The following is a 16870-nucleotide window of genomic DNA, read 5'->3' on the forward strand; positions in this document are numbered from 1 at the left end:
CGGACCGAATCGCTTCAGTCCCTGTCACGCCGCTGCGCATCGCGCTTTGCCGTGTCAGTGGTTGCGCATTATAGGGAATGTTTCCGGAAGCGCAACCCCAAATAATCATTTATTTTCTGTTCGCTGAAACTTCACACAAATTGAACTATTAACCAGCTACACCGCAGACTTTTTAATCAGTTCCGGCAGTTCTGCAAGGCTATTCAACACCCGGTCAGCAGCAGATTCGCTCTCAGCGGTTAAAGGCTGGCCACTGCGTACCAGAATGTTATGCCCCACCCCTGCAGCCTGACCCGCCAGCATATCTTCGCGCTTATCTCCCACCATATAGGATGCTGCCATATCTATATTCAATTGCTGCTGACCGGATAACAACATCCCTGGCAGGGGCTTACGACACTCACACACTTGCTTATACTCAGCAACAGCGCCTTCTGGATGATGAGGACAATAATAGATACCATCTAAGTCCACACCGCGATCAGCCAGTGACCAGTCCATCCATTCAGTCAGCTGCATAAACTGATTTTCTGTATATTTACCACGTGCAATACCTGACTGGTTTGTGACCACCACCAGCGCATAACCCATCGCTTTCAGTTCCTGCATCGCTTCAATGACACCATCGATAAACTGAAAATCATCGACCTGATGTACAAATCCATGATCAATATTAATTGTGCCATCACGATCCAGAAAAATTGCCGGTATTTTGTTCGCCACTCATTTACTCCTCTGTTTAACTGTACTCAGTATCGCATGTTCATCTGCCGGAGTGTATTAAAAGCCGGAAAGATGCCCTGACGACAACAGGGGCCTTTGCCTCTGTATAAATACCGGGCCATCCCTGATGCTGTTTTTCTTCATCTATATGGGGAAGCCGGTACTGGTTTACTGCTCCCCTCTCTGCGCCTGATGATTTCTTTTCATCAGTACATCACCGGCACCGTCACTTCGCACCATCCGCCAGCCCTGTGAATAGCGGCACGGAGTAAACTGCTACACAGAACAGGAGCAGGTTTGCTTATACGGCCGGGTCTATGGGATGGGATGGAACAGCCTGACAGAGTGTGATTACGGTAGCAGTCAGCTTACTGCTGTTTCCGGATAGCTATCAGTTATGCAAAATGGCACTAAGACTTTCATTGATTTAGACGTCTGGATGCCTTAACATCCTTTTCAATCACAGACATTGTCTCTGTATTCATGTCTGATAACGACGGTAAAATCTTACAAAATAACGATTACTTAGATGATTAAATTAGAAAACATCAGCAAAGTCTTCAGCCAGGGGACACAGACCATCACGGCATTGTCCGATGTCAGTCTGCATGTGCCTGCCGGCCAGATTTATGGCGTGATCGGTGCTTCAGGTGCCGGAAAAAGTACCCTTATTCGCTGCGTAAACTTACTGGAACGCCCGACCTCTGGCCGGGTTGTGGTCGATGGCCAGGAGCTGACCGCCTTTTCTGAGAAACAACTGACCCTTGCCCGCCGCCAGATAGGCATGATTTTTCAGCATTTTAATTTGCTGAATTCCCGTACAGTATTTGGCAATGTTGCTCTGCCACTGGAACTTGAAAATCGCCCACGCGCCGAAATTCACCGGAAAGTGACAGATTTACTGGAGCTGGTCGGACTGGGAGATAAACATAATTCGCGTCCGGGTAACCTGTCTGGCGGCCAGAAACAGCGCGTCGCTATTGCCCGCGCACTGGCCAGTGACCCGAAAGTGTTACTCTGTGACGAAGCAACCAGTGCCCTGGACCCTGCAACCACCCGCTCTATCCTTGAACTCCTGAAAGATATTAACCGCCGTCTGGGGCTGACCATTATGCTGATCACTCATGAGATGGATGTGGTGAAACGTATCTGTGATCAGGTTGCGATTATCAGTCAGGGAAAACTGATAGAGAAAGATCAGGTCAGTGAAGTGTTTTCACATCCTAAAACGCCTCTTGCCCAGCAGTTTATTCAGTCCACCCTGCATCTTGATATTCCGGATGATTATCAGCAACGCCTGAGTGACCGCGCATCCGAAGGTAAAATTCCGCTGCTGCGTCTTGAATTTACCGGTGAGTCAGTCGATGCCCCGCTGCTTTCCGAGGTTGCCAGACGGTTTGCGGTTGACTGCAACATTATCAGTGCCCAGATGGATTATGCCGGAGGGGTTAAATTTGGCATCATGCTGACAGAAGTCAGTGGTGATCAGCAAAACAGTCAGGCAGCCATTGACTGGCTGCGCGAGCAACATGTAAAAGCAGAGGTATTAGGCTATGTCTGAGGCCATGATTTGGTTACTGGCCGGCGGGGTCTGGGAAACGCTGATAATGACCTTTGTGTCGGGATTCTTCGGTTTCGTGATTGGACTGCCGGTCGGTGTATTACTGTACATTACCCGTCCCGGTCAGATTATCGAGAATAAAACCCTGTACCGGACCATTTCAGCTATCGTTAATATTTTCCGGTCAATCCCGTTTATTATTTTGCTGGTCTGGATGATCCCGTTCACCCGGATACTGGTCGGTACTTCTATCGGATTGCAGGCTGCTATTGTGCCTCTGACAATAGGCGCAGCGCCTTTTATTGCGCGTATGGTCGAAAATACATTACTGGAATTGCCTGCCGGGCTGATCGAAGCCTCACGGGCGATGGGAGCCACTCCGCTGCAAATTATCCGTAAAGTGCTGCTGCCGGAAGCCTTACCCGGCCTGATCAATGCGGCTACCATTACCCTGATCACTCTGGTCGGCTACTCCGCCATGGGGGGAGCTGTCGGTGCTGGCGGGCTGGGACAAATCGGTATTCAATATGGTTATATCGGTTACAACGCTCTGGTAATGAATACGGTATTAGTATTATTAGTTATTCTGGTGTATTTAATTCAGTTTGGTGGTGACCGCATCGTTCGTGCTGTCACTCATAAATAAGTCAGTCAGAAAAATGTTAATTAAGGACAACCTATGACTTTTACCTTTAAGAAAATGGCCGCACTGGGTGCGCTGATCGGTGTGATGGCACTGACAGGCTGCGACCAGAAAAGCAAAGAAGATCCCAACCATATTAAAGTCGGCGTGATTGCCGGTGCCGAACAGCAGGTTGCTGAGGTCGCACAAAAAGTGGCTAAAGAAAAATATGGCCTGGACGTAGAGCTGGTGACGTTTAATGACTATGTACTGCCAAATGAAGCTCTGAGCAAAGGCGATATTGATGTTAATGCCTTCCAGCATAAGCCTTACCTTGACCAGCAGATCAAAGATCGTGGCTATAAGCTGGTACCGGTTGGTAATACTTTTGTGTATCCGATTGCCGGTTACTCGAAAAAAATCAAATCCCTGAGCGAATTGCAGGACGGCGCACAGATTGCTATACCCAATGATCCGACGAACCTCGGACGTTCACTGCTGCTGCTGCAAAAAGTGGGGCTGATTAAACTGAAAGACAACAGTGGTCTGCTGCCTACAACACTGGATATCACCGAAAATCCAAAACACCTGAAAATTATTGAACTGGAAGCGCCGCAATTACCGCGTTCTCTGGATGACGATAAAATTACTCTGGCAATTATTAACACGACCTATGCCAGCCAGATTGGCTTTACTCCGCAAAAAGACGGTATTTTTGTCGAAGATAAAGACTCACCTTACGTTAACCTGATCGTTGCCCGTGAAGATAATAAAGACGCAGAAAACGTGAAAAATTTCGTTAAGGCTTATCAGTCTGATGAAGTGGCTGCAGCGGCTCAGAAAATTTTCAACGGCGGTGCGGTGAAAGGCTGGTAAACCAATCCGTAACCTAAAACAGGGGCGACAGTGATGTCGCCCTTTTTATTTATCCGCGCCAGTGGCTTGTTATTTTTTCCCGCTCTTGATTCAATAGCCGCAATTCTATTCTATGAGGGTAATTCCATGCGTCTGTTCCCGCTTTGCGTGTTTGCGTTAATGCTGACAGGCTGTTCTGTTCATCATGAAACACCTGCGCAACATCAGCCGCTAAATTCCGGCCGGCATGCTGAACCTGAACGTAGCAAACCGGTTCGCCGGGCCGCTCCGGTAGACGTTTATACCTCTCCGACAGATTTGCTGAGTAAACCTTTCCGTGACTTAGGCGAAGTTTCAGGCGAAGACTGCCAGTCAGGCCCGCAAAGCTCTCCGGCGAATATCAACACCGCCCGGAAACGTATGCAGATCAAGGCTTCAGAGATCAAAGCAAATGCAGTGCTACTGCACCAGTGTACGGTAGTCACTACCGTGGCAGGATGCTACCGTCAGGCCGTCTGTCAGGGTTCTGCCCTGAAAGTCACCCGTCAATGACCAGCTTTACCTTTCAGCAAATCGGGGTAATACATTCCCCGTGGAAAGAGAAGTTTGCGGTGCCCCGTCAGCCGGGGCTGGTCACCCATGGCGGCGGTGAGTTACACCTGCTGCCTCCTTATAATCAGAGCGATACCGTGCGCGGACTGGAAGCGTTCAGTCATCTGTGGGTAACTTTCGTTTTTCATCAGACAATGGAACAAGGGTGGCATCCGACCGTCCGTCCTCCCCGGCTGGGCGGGAATCAGAGGATAGGCGTATTCGCGACCCGATCGACCTTTCGTCCTAACCCGCTGGGAATGTCTCTGGTTCAGCTTAAAGGGATCCGCACCGGCCGGCAGCAGGTGGTTCTGGAACTGGGCAGTCTGGATTTAGTCGACGGTACACCCGTCATTGATATTAAACCGTATCTTCCGTTTGTTGAATCGGTTCCTGAGGCTAGTGCAGGCTATGCCGGACAGGCACCGGAAGGGAATATGCCGGTGATTTTCACACCGGATGTCTGCCACCAATTACAGCAGCTGGGCGGTGATTATCCGCACCTGCAACAGTTTCTGTCAGAGGTTCTGGCCCAGGATCCCCGCCCGGCATATCGTAAAAACAACGAAGACAACCGGGAGTATGCGGTACGGGTACTCAATTTTAATGTGCGCTGGCGAATAATCGCCGGACGTAACGAGGTTTTTGCCATTGAGCCCGGCTAAATCGCACTTTTTGGCAGCGCGACTGACTGATACACTATCAGGTAACTAAAAACAGTTTTTTTCCGATTTTCCGTTTAACTGGAATATTAATTAATGCGTACTTCTCAATACTTACTCTCCACCCTTAAGGAGACTCCGTCTGATGCTGAGGTTATCAGCCATCAGTTAATGCTGCGTGCCGGCATGATCCGTAAACTGGCCTCGGGTTTATATACCTGGTTACCGACCGGTATCCGTGTCCTCAGAAAAGTCGAGAATATCGTACGTGAGGAAATGAACAGTGCCGGGGCCATCGAAATCAGTATGCCGGTGGTTCAGCCCGCTGACCTGTGGGAGGAAAGTGGCCGCTGGGAACAATATGGCCCGGAGCTGTTACGTATTAATGATCGTAATGAGCGTCCTTTTGTTCTGGGACCGACCCATGAAGAAGTGGTGACCGATCTAATCCGTAATGAACTCAGTTCTTACAAACAGCTGCCTCTCAACCTGTATCAAATCCAGACCAAATTCCGCGATGAAGTACGCCCGCGTTTCGGAGTAATGCGTTCCCGTGAATTTATTATGAAAGATGCTTATTCTTTCCATACATCACAGGAATCGCTGCAGGAAACGTACGACACTATGTATCGTGCGTACAGTCAGTCATTCAGCCGGATGGGGCTGGATTTCCGTGCCGTACAGGCTGATACCGGCTCAATCGGTGGCAGTGCTTCGCATGAATTCCAGGTACTGGCGAAAAATGGTGAAGACGATGTGATCTTCTCCAGCGACTCTGATTACGCAGCGAATATCGAACTGGCCGAAGCTGTTGCTCCGGCCGGTGAACGTCCGGCACCGGCGGAGGCCATGGTTCAGGTTGATACTCCCGATGCAAAAACTATCGCTGAGCTGGTTGAACAGTTTAAGGTTCCGGTAGAGAAAACGGTGAAGACGCTAGTGGTCAAGGCCGCCGAAGAGAGCGGTCACCGTCTGGTGGCATTGCTGGTTCGTGGTGATCATCAGCTGAACGAAGTCAAAGCGGAGAAACTGTCGCAGGTTGCCGTCCCTCTGAGCTTCGCTACCGAAGAAGAACTCCGCAGTGAACTGGGCGCCGGAGCTGGTTCTCTGGGGCCTGTCGGTCTGACAATTCCGGTCATTGCTGATCGTACTGTCGCTAAAATGAGTGATTTCAGTGCCGGTGCCAATATCGACGGTAAACACTGGTTTGGTATTAACTGGGTGCGTGACTTACCGGAAGCACAGGTTGCTGATATCCGTAATGTTATCGAAGGTGATATCAGCCCGGATGGAAAAGGCGTACTGCAGATTAAACGTGGTATCGAAGTGGGCCATATATTCCAGCTGGGTACCAAATACTCTGAAGCGATGAAAGCCACAGTTCAGGGTGAAGATGGCCGTAACCAGACACTGGCCATGGGTTGCTACGGTATCGGGATCACCCGAATTGTTGCCGCCGCCATTGAGCAAAACCATGACGAGCGCGGTATTCTCTGGCCTGATGCGCTGGCCCCTTTCCAGGTTGCCATCCTGCCGATGAATATGCATAAATCTTTCCGCGTCCGGCAGCTGGCCGAAGAGCTGTATCAGCAGTTCCAGGCCCTTGGCATTGATGTCATTCTCGATGATCGTAAAGAACGTCCGGGTGTGATGTTTGCGGATATGGAACTGATCGGTGTTCCTCATACTGTTGTTATCGGTGATCGTAATCTGGATAACGAAGAAATTGAGTACAAAAACCGTCGTCAGGCTGAGAAGCAGATGATTAAGACCAGCGATATTGTTAATTATCTGACATCGCGTATTCGCGGGTAACCGGCCTGCGGGGCTTTTGGCCCGGCAGAAACAAAAAACACATAACGCGGGTTATGTGTTTTTTTTTACTCTTCAGTCATGCTGTAGCCGCGGAGGCAGTACGGCAGTTACCCCTGATCGCGGACTTTACCACGCAGACTTTTGGTTGCCGATTGACGAGCCTTTGACTGTAACCGTCTGACTTTTGAAGCACGCGTCGGGCGGGTTGCTTTGCGGGGGGCATCTTCATAAGTCAGTTCACGGATCACATCCACCAGCCGCTGAACCGCAGCAGCCCTGTTTTTATCCTGACTACGGAAAGACTGCGATTTTATCACTACAACCCCGTCTGCGGTTATCAGGTGATGGTTCACATTCAGGAGTTTTTGCTGAATTTCAGCAGGCAGCCGGGAAGCACGGATATCGAAACGCAGATGCACCGCCGTTGACGCTTTATTCACATGTTGCCCGCCCGCCCCCTGAGCACGGATCGCCGTGAACTGGATATCCTCCGGGTCGAGAGTTATCTGACGGGTGACGTCAATCATGTGCTCGCCTGCCAGGGTGTTAATTGCAATTCAACATGCCGTTCACCGTCAGACAGCCAAATCATCCCTTCCTGCAGGGTCACCTGGAGATTCATATTGCGACTGGCAAGGTCGCTCAGCAGCCCGAGCTGTTGATCATCCATGTACCAGATGCTGAGATTTTTTAGGGTGCTCAGTTTCTCGCGGTTTTGCTGCCACCATACCTGCACGGCCCGCTCACTATAAGCAAACAGCACGACCTGCTCTGCCAGTCCGGACGCTTTCTTCAGCCTGCGCTCTTCCGGCAGACCCAGTTCGATCCATAGTTTTACCGTACCATAATCATGATGTAACCAGAGTTCCGGCTGGTCATCTGCGGACAGCCCTTTAGTAAACTGTAATTTATCATCTGCATTCAGGATCCATGCCAGTAAACGCAGCATCATTCTTTCCTGAGTTTCTGAAGGATGCCTGGCCAGTGTCAGCTGTGTATCCGAAAAATATTGCCGGTCGAGATCGGCAATATTAACTGCCGCTTTGTAAATAGTTGCTTTTAAGGCCATGGCCCCTCCGATAACTGAATCCGGTTATTGTAACGGAAAGCGGCTAAAGACAGAAAAAACGATTATCTTTTCCGTTACGGAACAGTCCGACTGCCAGCATCTTGCTATCGCCGGACCAACGGCATAGGCTGTTAAAGACAAGGCCGGATCGATGATAACTGACTGATGTCAGATTTTGTCGATAAATATTGTGAATCAGTACAAGCGCGCTATGCTGACATTATCAGGGACCTTCGGCCGGTCCGGAAGCGTCAGGCGCCTGGCTCAGAAACGGTACGAGCGAGGATATAGCGGATTTTTCAGGGATTATGCGGCAATGACCGCTAAGAACTCACGGTGAGCGACTATGTCAATGAATGATACTTATCAACCCATTAATTGTGATGATTATGACTATCTTGAACTCGCCTGCCAGCATCAACTGATGCTGATGATTGCACTGAAAAATGGTGAAACGTTTGAGGCAACAGCCCGCGATTTACTGCTACGAAAGAAAGTTGAGTATCTGATAGTTGATCAGGCGGGATCGCAACGTGAATTGCGGCTGGACAGCATAAACAGCTTCAGTCATCCGGAAATCGGGACTGTGGTGATCAGCGAAAGCTGACCCTGTGTTCAGGGCTGCAGACACGGCCCTGAACACACGACTTAATCTTTACTTTGTTCTTCCTGCTGCCATTGCAGGAACCAGCACTGGCTGTCAGCTGACTCAGCAGGCTGAGCATGCTGACAGACGAAGACCCCCGGTGCACATACCGGCTCATCGTCATAAAACAAAACAGGGGTATTTTCCCTGAGCCAGGGAGGTACCCCGCACTCCTGCCATATTTTCTTCAGTGATCGTCCGCGGTCTCGTCCGACAATATATAAACGGCCGGCGGCACTGAACCTTACGGATACCTGTGTTGCTCTGTCCGGTAACCTTAAACGAATGCCCTGCGGGGCAGAGATCAGTTGCCCCAGATTATCCGGTAATATCAGGGGAACCTGCAGATCAGGCCAGTCCAGCCGGGTATCGCGCTGTCCCTGAAAACACCTGACCCACCAGAGATGACCGGCATAACGCCGGATTTCACCGCCGGAAATAACCAGTCTGGGATTGGCATCCTCACGACTGCAGGCAACTTCCTGCCATATACGGGCTAACTGGCTGCGTGATGGCATTAATGCTCCGCAACAGGCAAGCCAGCGCCGCAGTATGGCTGCCCGTTTCAATGGGCTGATATCCGTCAGCGGAGCTACCGGTATCGCCTGTTGCGGGGTAATCAGCCCGGCCAGTTCATCCTGTAACAGTTCATCCAGTAAGGCTTCCTGCTCACCACATAACCCGGCACTGCGGGATACTGCTGACGGGAAGTGCGGCCAGCGCCGGGTCAGTAACGGTAAAATTTCCAGCCGCAGGAAGTTACGGTCATAAGCCGGGTCGTCATTACTGTCATCCTCAATCCACCGCAGATCGTGCTGCTCTGCATAACCGGCAAGTTGTCGGCGGCTGCAGGAGAGTAACGGCCGCAGTATCGACCCGCAGGAAAATGGCATTACTGCCGGCATCGCGGCCAGTCCTGCCGGACCGCTGCCCCTTTTCAAGGCCAGCAGCAACGTTTCACACTGGTCATCCTGGTGATGCGCCGTCAGCAGGGCTTCTCCCGGATTCAGCAAACGAGAGAAAACACCATAGCGTGCCTGTCTGGCACTGGCTTCCGTCCCCAGCGCTCTGGTATCCAGCTGCACATATTCCACTCTCAGGGGAATATCCAGTGACCGGCAAAACTGCCGGCAATGGGTCACCCAGTCATCGGCGTAATGGCTTAACCCATGATGAATATGGACAGCCCGTACCCTGATATTCTGCTGATGCCGCAGCCCGGCGACCGCATGGAGCAGTACCGCAGAATCCAGCCCGCCGCTAAATGCGACCAGTAAATCTTTAAAGCCGAAAAGCGGAATATCTCCGGAAAACACAGTGCTCTGATTCATTGTTCTGCCAGTGATGGATAAGACTACAGGGCACGTTACCGGGAAAGCTTTCGTCATTCAAGCCAGACTTCTGGCAATGCCGCCCTGTCCCCAAAACAATGATGCCGCAGCAAAGCGGCATCCGGTGATCTGCTGAGGTTATCAGTGCGTTTTTTTCAGGACCTTAACCGTGTAACGCCCGTCCTCCTGCCGGTAAGCCCCGTGAATATCTGTTTCAAACCCCGGGAAACGGGCACCTATTTCACATAGCATCTGCAGGAATTCCAGTACCGGCAGACTCTGTTGTGTGATCATTTCTCCGGGCATCACCAGCGGTACTCCGGGCGGATATGGCAGGATCATATTGGCATTTACCCTGCCGGCGACCTCTTCGAGATAGACTTCTTCCGTCTCCCCTTTCAGTGCCTGATGAAAAGCCTGATAAGGAGTGATTACCATTTCCGGCAGAACATCGAAGGCGCGGTACATTAAATCAGGCAAGTTATGATGCATTACACATTGGTGAATATTTTCAGCCAGCGTCTGAATTCTCATCTCTTTATAGAACTCAGGCGCTTCACTGTACAGCGAAGGCAGCATATTTTTAACTTTCAGGTTCAGGTCAAAGGCGCGTTTAAACTCCGTCAGCGCCCGTAATAAACTCAGCGCCCGGGTTTTATCTATACCGATACTGAACAGGAATAACAGATTATAGGGACCTGTTTTTTCGACAATAATATCGTGTTCATCCAGGTATCTTGCAACAATGCTGGCCGGAATACCAAAAGGCGTCATTGCCCCCTGATGGTCCATTCCGGGGGTAAGTAAGGTGATTTTTACCGGATCAAGGTACATATGCCGGTGATCAATATCCTTAAAGCCATGCCAGGTACTGCCGGGGGTTAATTCCCAGCATTCAGTCCGGGAAATATCTTCCGGCTGCCAGACGTCAAAAAACCAGCTGTCAGATTCTTTATAGAGCCGCTTAATCTCTTTACGGAACTTAATGGCTCTCCGGATCGAACTCTCTATCAGGTGTTTCCCTGAATTACCTTTCATCATCGCGGCCGCCGTTTCAGCAGAGGCGACTATCCCATAGTGCGGAGAGGTGGTGGTATGCATCATGTAAGATTCATTGAAAGTATGCTCATCAATGTCCCCTTTCACATGGATCATTGATGCCTGAGAAAACGCAGCCAGCAGTTTATGGGTCGACTGGGTTTCATAGATGGTTTTTCCGGCTGTCCTTTCACCACTCATTCCGCATTTTCCCTGATAAATCGGATGAAAATTAGTATAGGGAACCCAGGCTGAATCAAAATGAATCGAGCTGACATCAAGGGTATCTTTAATAAAATCAGTATTATACAGCAGACCGTCATAAGTAGAGTTAGTGATCACCGCATGTACCGGCCAGCTGGCTCCGGGAGTACTGTCGACCCGATGGCTGATCGTTTCATGACTAAACTCAGCGCAGGGGATTCCGCCTAAAATGCCATAAGAGTTACGGGTTGGGCGGAAATAAACCGGAATAACATCACTCATCATCATTAAATGGGTCAGCGATTTATGGCAGTTCCGGTCAATAAGCAGAGTACTGCCTGCCGGGGCCGCGTACATCCCCACAATTTTATTCGCGGTCGAAGTACCATTGGTCACGATATAACTGCGGTCAGCATTAAATATACGTGCAATATAATCTTCTGCCTCTTTATGGGGACCGCTGTGATCCAGTAAAGATCCCAGTTCAGAAACAGAGATCGAGATATCCGACTTCATGGTGTTACCACCAAAGAAATCATAGAATAATGCCCCCGCCGGACTTTTTAAAAATGCAGTTCCGCCCATATGTCCGGGAGTACAAAAAGTATACTTACCCTCACGTGCATATTTAAATAACTCGCGGGTTAACGGGGGTAATATCTTATTCACATAATCGCGGGTATTTTGCTCGATTTTAAGAGCAATATCATCTGCCGCGCCCAGTGCATACTCAAAAAAACGGATTTGCATTCGCAGTTCATTCAGGCTGACATCGAGTGACGAATAGTTATTGGCAAAAGCATACAGGGGCAGATAATCATTAATTTTACTGATATCCTCACACAGGCTAAGATTATAAGAGTCCCAGTCAAAGATAACACCGCAAATCCTGGCATTATTTTCCAGCAGGCGTAATAAGTCATCACGGTTATTTGGATAAACCACAGAAAAACCTTTCTCCTCCAGAGCATTATGCAACTGCCGGACAGGTTCCTCTTTAAAATACACACCAAGATGATTCATAACAGCAATGATATTCATAACTCAGTCCTTTTTATATTCTGGTTAACAGTTCAGAAAAAGCGTGACACTCCCCATACCGGTGAAGAGTGTTATTTATTTAATGGCGTTACCGTCGGGTCGGCGGGATGTATTTTTTTCGCGTAGAACATCAGGATTATCAGGCTGACAATAAATGTCCCGGAGATTTCAAATGAGCTGGCACCTGAAATAGCAATAAAGCAGAAAATACATCCCAGTACAGCGCAGATAAGACTGATAATATTTTTAATATTAATCCCTTCAAACCTGATTAAATCGATACAGGAATAGAAATAGGGCAACATTGTCAGTAAAACAGCGATTCCTGTAAGCTCACCAAATAAATCTGAGGCCTTCCCTCCCTGAGAATTCATCAGGGTGATTAATATCATTAATGCCGTCATTTTACAGGAAGCCAGCAATAACCCTTTTTTAGGTACCCCGTCAGCATTCATTTCTCCGTAGATCTTCGGAAAATTACCATCATTTGCTGCCCTGACGCCGGCCTGTCCCACCAGCATCATCCAGGATCCCAGTGATGTCAGGCAGGCAAATGCTGTAAAGGCTGATACCAGCGGTGCGGCCCAGCGACCAACAATCGCTGAAGTACTTACGGCAAAAGGTGCTCCTGAGGCTGCCATCTGCGCGGCCGGGAACATACCGGAGATCACCTGAGTCGCGGCAATATAGATAAAACCGGCAATGGCCGTACCCAGCATGGTGGCTAAAGGGACCGTCCGTTTCGGATTACTGACCATTCCACTACTGACAGCCGCAGATTCAACCCCGACAAAAGCCCACAGACAGAGCAAAATACTGTTAATTACAGCATGAGAGTCACTGACAGATGAAGTATTCCAGTTGGCATGATAAGTTGCTATCGAGAACCAGTGCCAGCCGGCAACAGCGGTGATAATCACCGGAATCAGCACCAGAATTAATCCGAGGGTGGTCAGACGGCTGACCCAGGTTCCGCCCAGCATATTAATAAACGTGAAAATCCATACTGCAACAATACAGGCAATACCGGCCGGGATCGGCTGAGACAAGATGGGAAAAAAAGTTGACAGGTAGGATATCGCCGTAATACCGATGGCAAGGTTACCAATCCAGTTTGCATGGTAATACAGCACTCCGGTCTGAAAACCAAATGCCGGAGAGAGTTCACCTGCATAAGCAATCGGCCCTCCTTGCTGCGGATTTTTCGTCGCCAGCCGGGCATAGACATAAGCCAGAGACATGGCGCCAATCAGTGATATTACCCAGCCCCAGAGGGATATTCCGCCGATGGCCGCCAGATTGGCAGGGAGTAATGCAATACCACTGCCCATCATATTTCCGGCCACCACGCCGGTACAGGCAATAAGACCTATTTTACGGGTTTGAGACATAATAGTTTCTCCTGGTTTTTATTACAGAAATCAGCCGCTGAATACTGCCGGTTCCTGTCGTATGCCAGAGAGACTATGCAAACCCTAAGATAAATACATACGGTTACTATTTATTAATTATGAATTATAAAAAACTGACTTCTGAGTTATTCCGGAGAACGCCGGTACTCAATAAATAGCTCAGGATTTTATCAACACCATGAGATATAACGTTTTTTCTGAGAGTTACTCTGCCCCTCCCACGGATCTTATAATTCCCCTGTTATCTGAGGTCAGAAAACTTTTCCAGATACGGAACCACTTTCCCCAGCGGGGTCTGGAAAACACCATTTTCAATCCAGTAAAGGGTTTGTTTTGTTGGCTGAAGATTAAAAGAGGTTATATAACTGTCAGCCGCCAGCTGATTATCGCCTTTCAGTTCATAAACTTTTCCCTGCAAAATAAAATTCAGCCATGAATATTCATTTATGATGCCATTATGAATCATGGTATCCGCCTTCTGTACATCACCCTCACCTAACGCATTTATCGTCATTATCTGATAATAAATACCGCGGGTTTCCTTATCATTGATATTTTCCAGACTGTTCACTTCCTGAATAAAGGCCAGCTGCCGGGATCCGCTAAAAGGCTGTTCAGAATTATGTAAGGTATCTGCCAGTATTTTTTCAACTACAGCAACCTTAAAATCGGGCTGCTGCCGGATAACATCACTCAGTAATGCACTGGCCTGATTCAGTGAATCTATATCGCCTTTCATCAGTAACTGCCGGGCACGATAATATTGTTGCATCACACTGCTGTTACCCGGAGTATACTGGCGTAACAATGTCGCCAGTGGTACAGGCCATTGCTGTTTCAGTACCAGCGATAGATTACGGATAAGATCATTCTGGATCGCCAGCGCATTATCTCTGGTGATAAAATAACGCTGCTCCAGCATCACGGTTCGCGAGGCATGATCCGTCAGTTGTACCGACATAAAACATTGTTGTGCCCGGTAATGACGCTGATTTATAAACGCAATCGACAGCGTTTTCCCCGGATAACCGGCCAGAGTATTTTCTCCGCTACTTTTGTCTCTGATACGCCATCCTGAGTAAGTATTAAACAGCCTGCTAATGACATCACTCAGCCCTGAAACGTATACATACTGGGACTGCCACTGATTACAGGAATTGCCCGGCATCAGCCGGATATCAATATCACGGGGATTAATCATTTCCGGTGGCATATTGGCCGGGCGGGAAAAAGTACGGGCAGAGTTGTACGCCAGCACGATCAGGGCAATGCATACGGCCAGCGTAAGCAGGAAGCACAGCAAAGTCCCCCGTGACCTAAAGGCCGCAGACGGCAGCAGTACCCTGTGGTGGCGGAGACTGGCCTGTCTCTGAGGATTTTCATGGCATAATGAACTTGCGTCAGGCTGACATACTTCACCACTGACAGCGGCAACCAGTTTATATCCTCGTTTCGGGACCGTAATAATATACTCCGGGCTGCCGGCCTGATTATCTTTCAAAGACTTACGTAACTCAGAAATGGACTGGGTGACAACATGTGGTGTGACAAAGGTGCGTGTCCATATCTGTGCTATCAGTTCATCACGACTGAGCACGACCTCCGGATGACGGGAAAAAAAGACTAACAGATCAATCAGTCTTGGTTCCAGATTCACCACCCGTCCGGGGCGGGAAATCTGATTCAAGGCAGGAGAAACTAACCATTCACCGATACGAATTTCGGCGTGTTCCATAGAAAACTCATCTGACCGCACAAGGTAAGCGAGATTCTAACCAAAATTATTCCCTCTTCTTTGCGCAGGCCCTTATCTCTGGCAGATCTCCAGCGGTAAACCATCAGGATCGCAAAAAAAGGTAAAAGGCTTACCGGTCAGAGAATCAATACGTACTGGCTCACACTCCACCCCGCGCTGCCGTAATACGGCAACCGACTCATCGATATCATCAACACTGAATGCCAAATGGCGTAAGCCCGTCGCCTCAGGAAAGCTCAGTCGCGGTGGTGCATCAGGAAAGGAAAAGAGTTCAATAAGATAACTACCGTTCAGCGCCAGATCACCTTTCCAGGAATCCCTTGCTTCACGGTAGGTTTCCTGCAACAAGGTAAAACCGAGAGTATCACAATAAAAGGCACGGCTTTGCTGATAGTCAGACGCAATAATGGCAATATGATTAATACTTTTTAGTCCGGGCATACACGGGGCTCCTGTGAGTTCTGACCCTCAGCATACGCTAAAATCCTCTGCCAGCAGAGAGTGATTAGCCGATAACATGCTGTATTACGCCCATAAAAAAGGCCGCATTACGCGGCCTCAGAACATCAGAATAATCAGGCGTAGCCGTAATTCATCAGACGCTGATAACGGCGATCCAGTAACTCATCTTTACTCAGTACATCAAGTTCAGCTAAATCAGCCAGTAATTGCTTTCTCAGAGATTCGGCAATCACTTCCGGATGACGATGGGCGCCACCTAATGGTTCCGGAATCACCGTATCAATCAGATCCAGTTCCTGCAGGCGGTTAGCAGTAATCCCCATCGCCTCAGCCGCCAGTGGTGCTTTATCTGCACTTTTCCACAATATAGACGCACAGCCTTCCGGGGAGATGACAGAATAGGTACTGTATTGCAGCATATTCACTTTATCACCCACACCGATAGCCAATGCACCACCGGAACCGCCTTCACCAATCACAGTACAAATGACCGGCACTTTCAGGCCGGACATTTCACGTAAATTACGTGCAATGGCTTCAGACTGACCGCGCTCTTCCGCACCAACCCCAGGGTAAGCCCCCGGAGTATCAATAAAGGTAATCACCGGCATGTTAAAACGTTCAGCCATTTCCATCAGGCGCAGTGCTTTACGGTACCCTTCAGGCGCTGGCATACCAAAGTTACGACGAATCTTTTCTTTGGTTTCACGACCTTTCTGATGACCAATAATCATCACCGGACGGCCTTCTAACCGCGCAATACCGCCAACGATAGCTTTATCATCGGCATAAGCACGGTCGCCTGCCAGTTCATCAAAATCATCGAATGCGTGACGAATATAATCCAGGGTATAAGGACGCATAGGATGACGCGCAAGCTGCGCTACCTGCCATGCTCCAAGATCTGAGAATATTTTACGTGTCAGTTCTACGCTTTTTTCACGCAGACGCTGCACTTCCTCATCCAGATTAATATCGTGTTTTTCATCCTGACGACCAATTGACGTCAGCGAATCAATTTTCGCTTCAAGTTCTGCAATTGGTTGTTCAAAATCCAGGTAATTAAGACTCATAATGTTCCT

Annotated in this window: 16 protein-coding genes; 7 read left to right on the forward strand and 9 right to left on the reverse strand. The window is 49.1% G+C overall.

The window, feature by feature from the left end; genetic code table 11:
- Positions 1–156 precede the first annotated feature (156 nt).
- Positions 157–723, reverse strand: a complete 567-nt coding sequence (gmhB, locus tag JK216_RS09255; RefSeq protein ID WP_212708306.1) for a D-glycero-beta-D-manno-heptose 1,7-bisphosphate 7-phosphatase — start codon at positions 721–723, stop codon at positions 157–159.
- A 529-nt stretch (positions 724–1252) separates the two neighbouring features.
- Here gmhB and metN point away from each other — a divergent pair.
- From metN to proS, 6 genes are all read left to right on the forward strand, one after another.
- Positions 1253–2284: a methionine ABC transporter ATP-binding protein MetN gene (gene metN, locus JK216_RS09260; protein WP_212708307.1), complete on the forward strand. Its 1032-nt coding sequence runs from the start codon at positions 1253–1255 to the stop codon at positions 2282–2284.
- Positions 2277–2930 carry a methionine ABC transporter permease MetI gene (locus JK216_RS09265; RefSeq protein WP_212708308.1) on the forward strand — a complete coding sequence of 218 codons (654 nt, stop codon included), beginning with the start codon at positions 2277–2279 and terminating at the stop codon, positions 2928–2930. The genes metN and JK216_RS09265 overlap by 8 nt, the downstream gene beginning before the upstream one ends.
- A 33-nt stretch (positions 2931–2963) precedes the next feature.
- Entirely contained in the window at positions 2964–3782 is an 819-nt protein-coding gene (locus JK216_RS09270) for a MetQ/NlpA family lipoprotein (RefSeq protein ID WP_212708309.1), read from the forward strand.
- A gap of 126 nt (positions 3783–3908) precedes the next feature.
- Positions 3909–4313 carry an Rcs stress response system protein RcsF gene (gene rcsF / locus JK216_RS09275; protein WP_212711597.1) on the forward strand — a complete coding sequence of 135 codons (405 nt, stop codon included), beginning with the start codon at positions 3909–3911 and terminating at the stop codon, positions 4311–4313.
- Positions 4310–5017 (forward strand): tRNA (N6-threonylcarbamoyladenosine(37)-N6)-methyltransferase TrmO, encoded by a 708-nt coding sequence (gene tsaA / locus JK216_RS09280; protein ID WP_212708310.1) that lies wholly within the window; start codon positions 4310–4312, stop codon positions 5015–5017. Before rcsF ends, tsaA begins: the two co-directional genes overlap by 4 nt.
- A 93-nt stretch (positions 5018–5110) precedes the next feature.
- Complete coding sequence (proS, locus tag JK216_RS09285) at positions 5111–6829, forward strand: proline--tRNA ligase (protein ID WP_212708311.1); 1719 nt, start codon at positions 5111–5113, stop codon at positions 6827–6829.
- A gap of 107 nt (positions 6830–6936) precedes the next feature.
- Here proS and arfB read toward each other — a convergent pair whose 3' ends face one another.
- Both arfB and JK216_RS09295 read right to left on the reverse strand, forming a co-directional pair.
- Entirely contained in the window at positions 6937–7356 is a 420-nt protein-coding gene (gene arfB, locus JK216_RS09290) for an alternative ribosome rescue aminoacyl-tRNA hydrolase ArfB (RefSeq protein WP_212708312.1), read from the reverse strand.
- A complete protein-coding gene (locus tag JK216_RS09295) occupies positions 7353–7898 on the reverse strand; it encodes a YaeQ family protein (protein WP_212711578.1) in 546 nt (181 codons plus the stop codon). Before JK216_RS09295 ends, arfB begins: the two co-directional genes overlap by 4 nt.
- A 346-nt stretch (positions 7899–8244) precedes the next feature.
- Between JK216_RS09295 and rof the strand changes: the two genes are divergently transcribed.
- Positions 8245–8505, forward strand: a complete 261-nt coding sequence (gene rof / locus JK216_RS09300) for a Rho-binding antiterminator (protein WP_212708314.1) — start codon at positions 8245–8247, stop codon at positions 8503–8505.
- 41 nt (positions 8506–8546) lie between these two features.
- Here rof and tilS read toward each other — a convergent pair whose 3' ends face one another.
- The 6 genes from tilS to accA all read right to left on the reverse strand — a co-directional run bounded on the left by tilS (position 8547) and on the right by accA (position 16861).
- Entirely contained in the window at positions 8547–9875 is a 1329-nt protein-coding gene (gene tilS / locus JK216_RS09305; protein ID WP_212708315.1) for a tRNA lysidine(34) synthetase TilS, read from the reverse strand.
- Positions 9876–10016: 141 nt separating this feature from the next.
- A complete protein-coding gene (cadA, locus tag JK216_RS09310; protein WP_212711579.1) occupies positions 10017–12158 on the reverse strand; it encodes a lysine decarboxylase in 2142 nt (713 codons plus the stop codon).
- A gap of 71 nt (positions 12159–12229) precedes the next feature.
- The gene (cadB, locus tag JK216_RS09315; protein ID WP_212710473.1) at positions 12230–13549 is read right to left on the reverse strand and encodes a cadaverine/lysine antiporter; all 1320 of its coding nucleotides are present in this window, start codon (positions 13547–13549) and stop codon (positions 12230–12232) included.
- Between the two features lie 262 nt (positions 13550–13811).
- Positions 13812–15305: a lysine decarboxylation/transport transcriptional activator CadC gene (gene cadC / locus JK216_RS09320; RefSeq protein ID WP_212710474.1), complete on the reverse strand. Its 1494-nt coding sequence runs from the start codon at positions 15303–15305 to the stop codon at positions 13812–13814.
- A 72-nt stretch (positions 15306–15377) separates the two neighbouring features.
- Entirely contained in the window at positions 15378–15767 is a 390-nt protein-coding gene (locus JK216_RS09325; protein WP_212711580.1) for a VOC family protein, read from the reverse strand.
- A 134-nt stretch (positions 15768–15901) separates the two neighbouring features.
- Complete coding sequence (gene accA, locus JK216_RS09330) at positions 15902–16861, reverse strand: acetyl-CoA carboxylase carboxyl transferase subunit alpha (RefSeq protein WP_212708320.1); 960 nt, start codon at positions 16859–16861, stop codon at positions 15902–15904.
- Between the last annotated feature and the right edge of the window lie 9 nt (positions 16862–16870).

This window comes from Tatumella sp. JGM94 (genome assembly GCF_018257595.1).
In the GTDB taxonomy this organism is placed as follows: Bacteria; Pseudomonadota; Gammaproteobacteria; order Enterobacterales; family Enterobacteriaceae; genus Tatumella; species Tatumella punctata.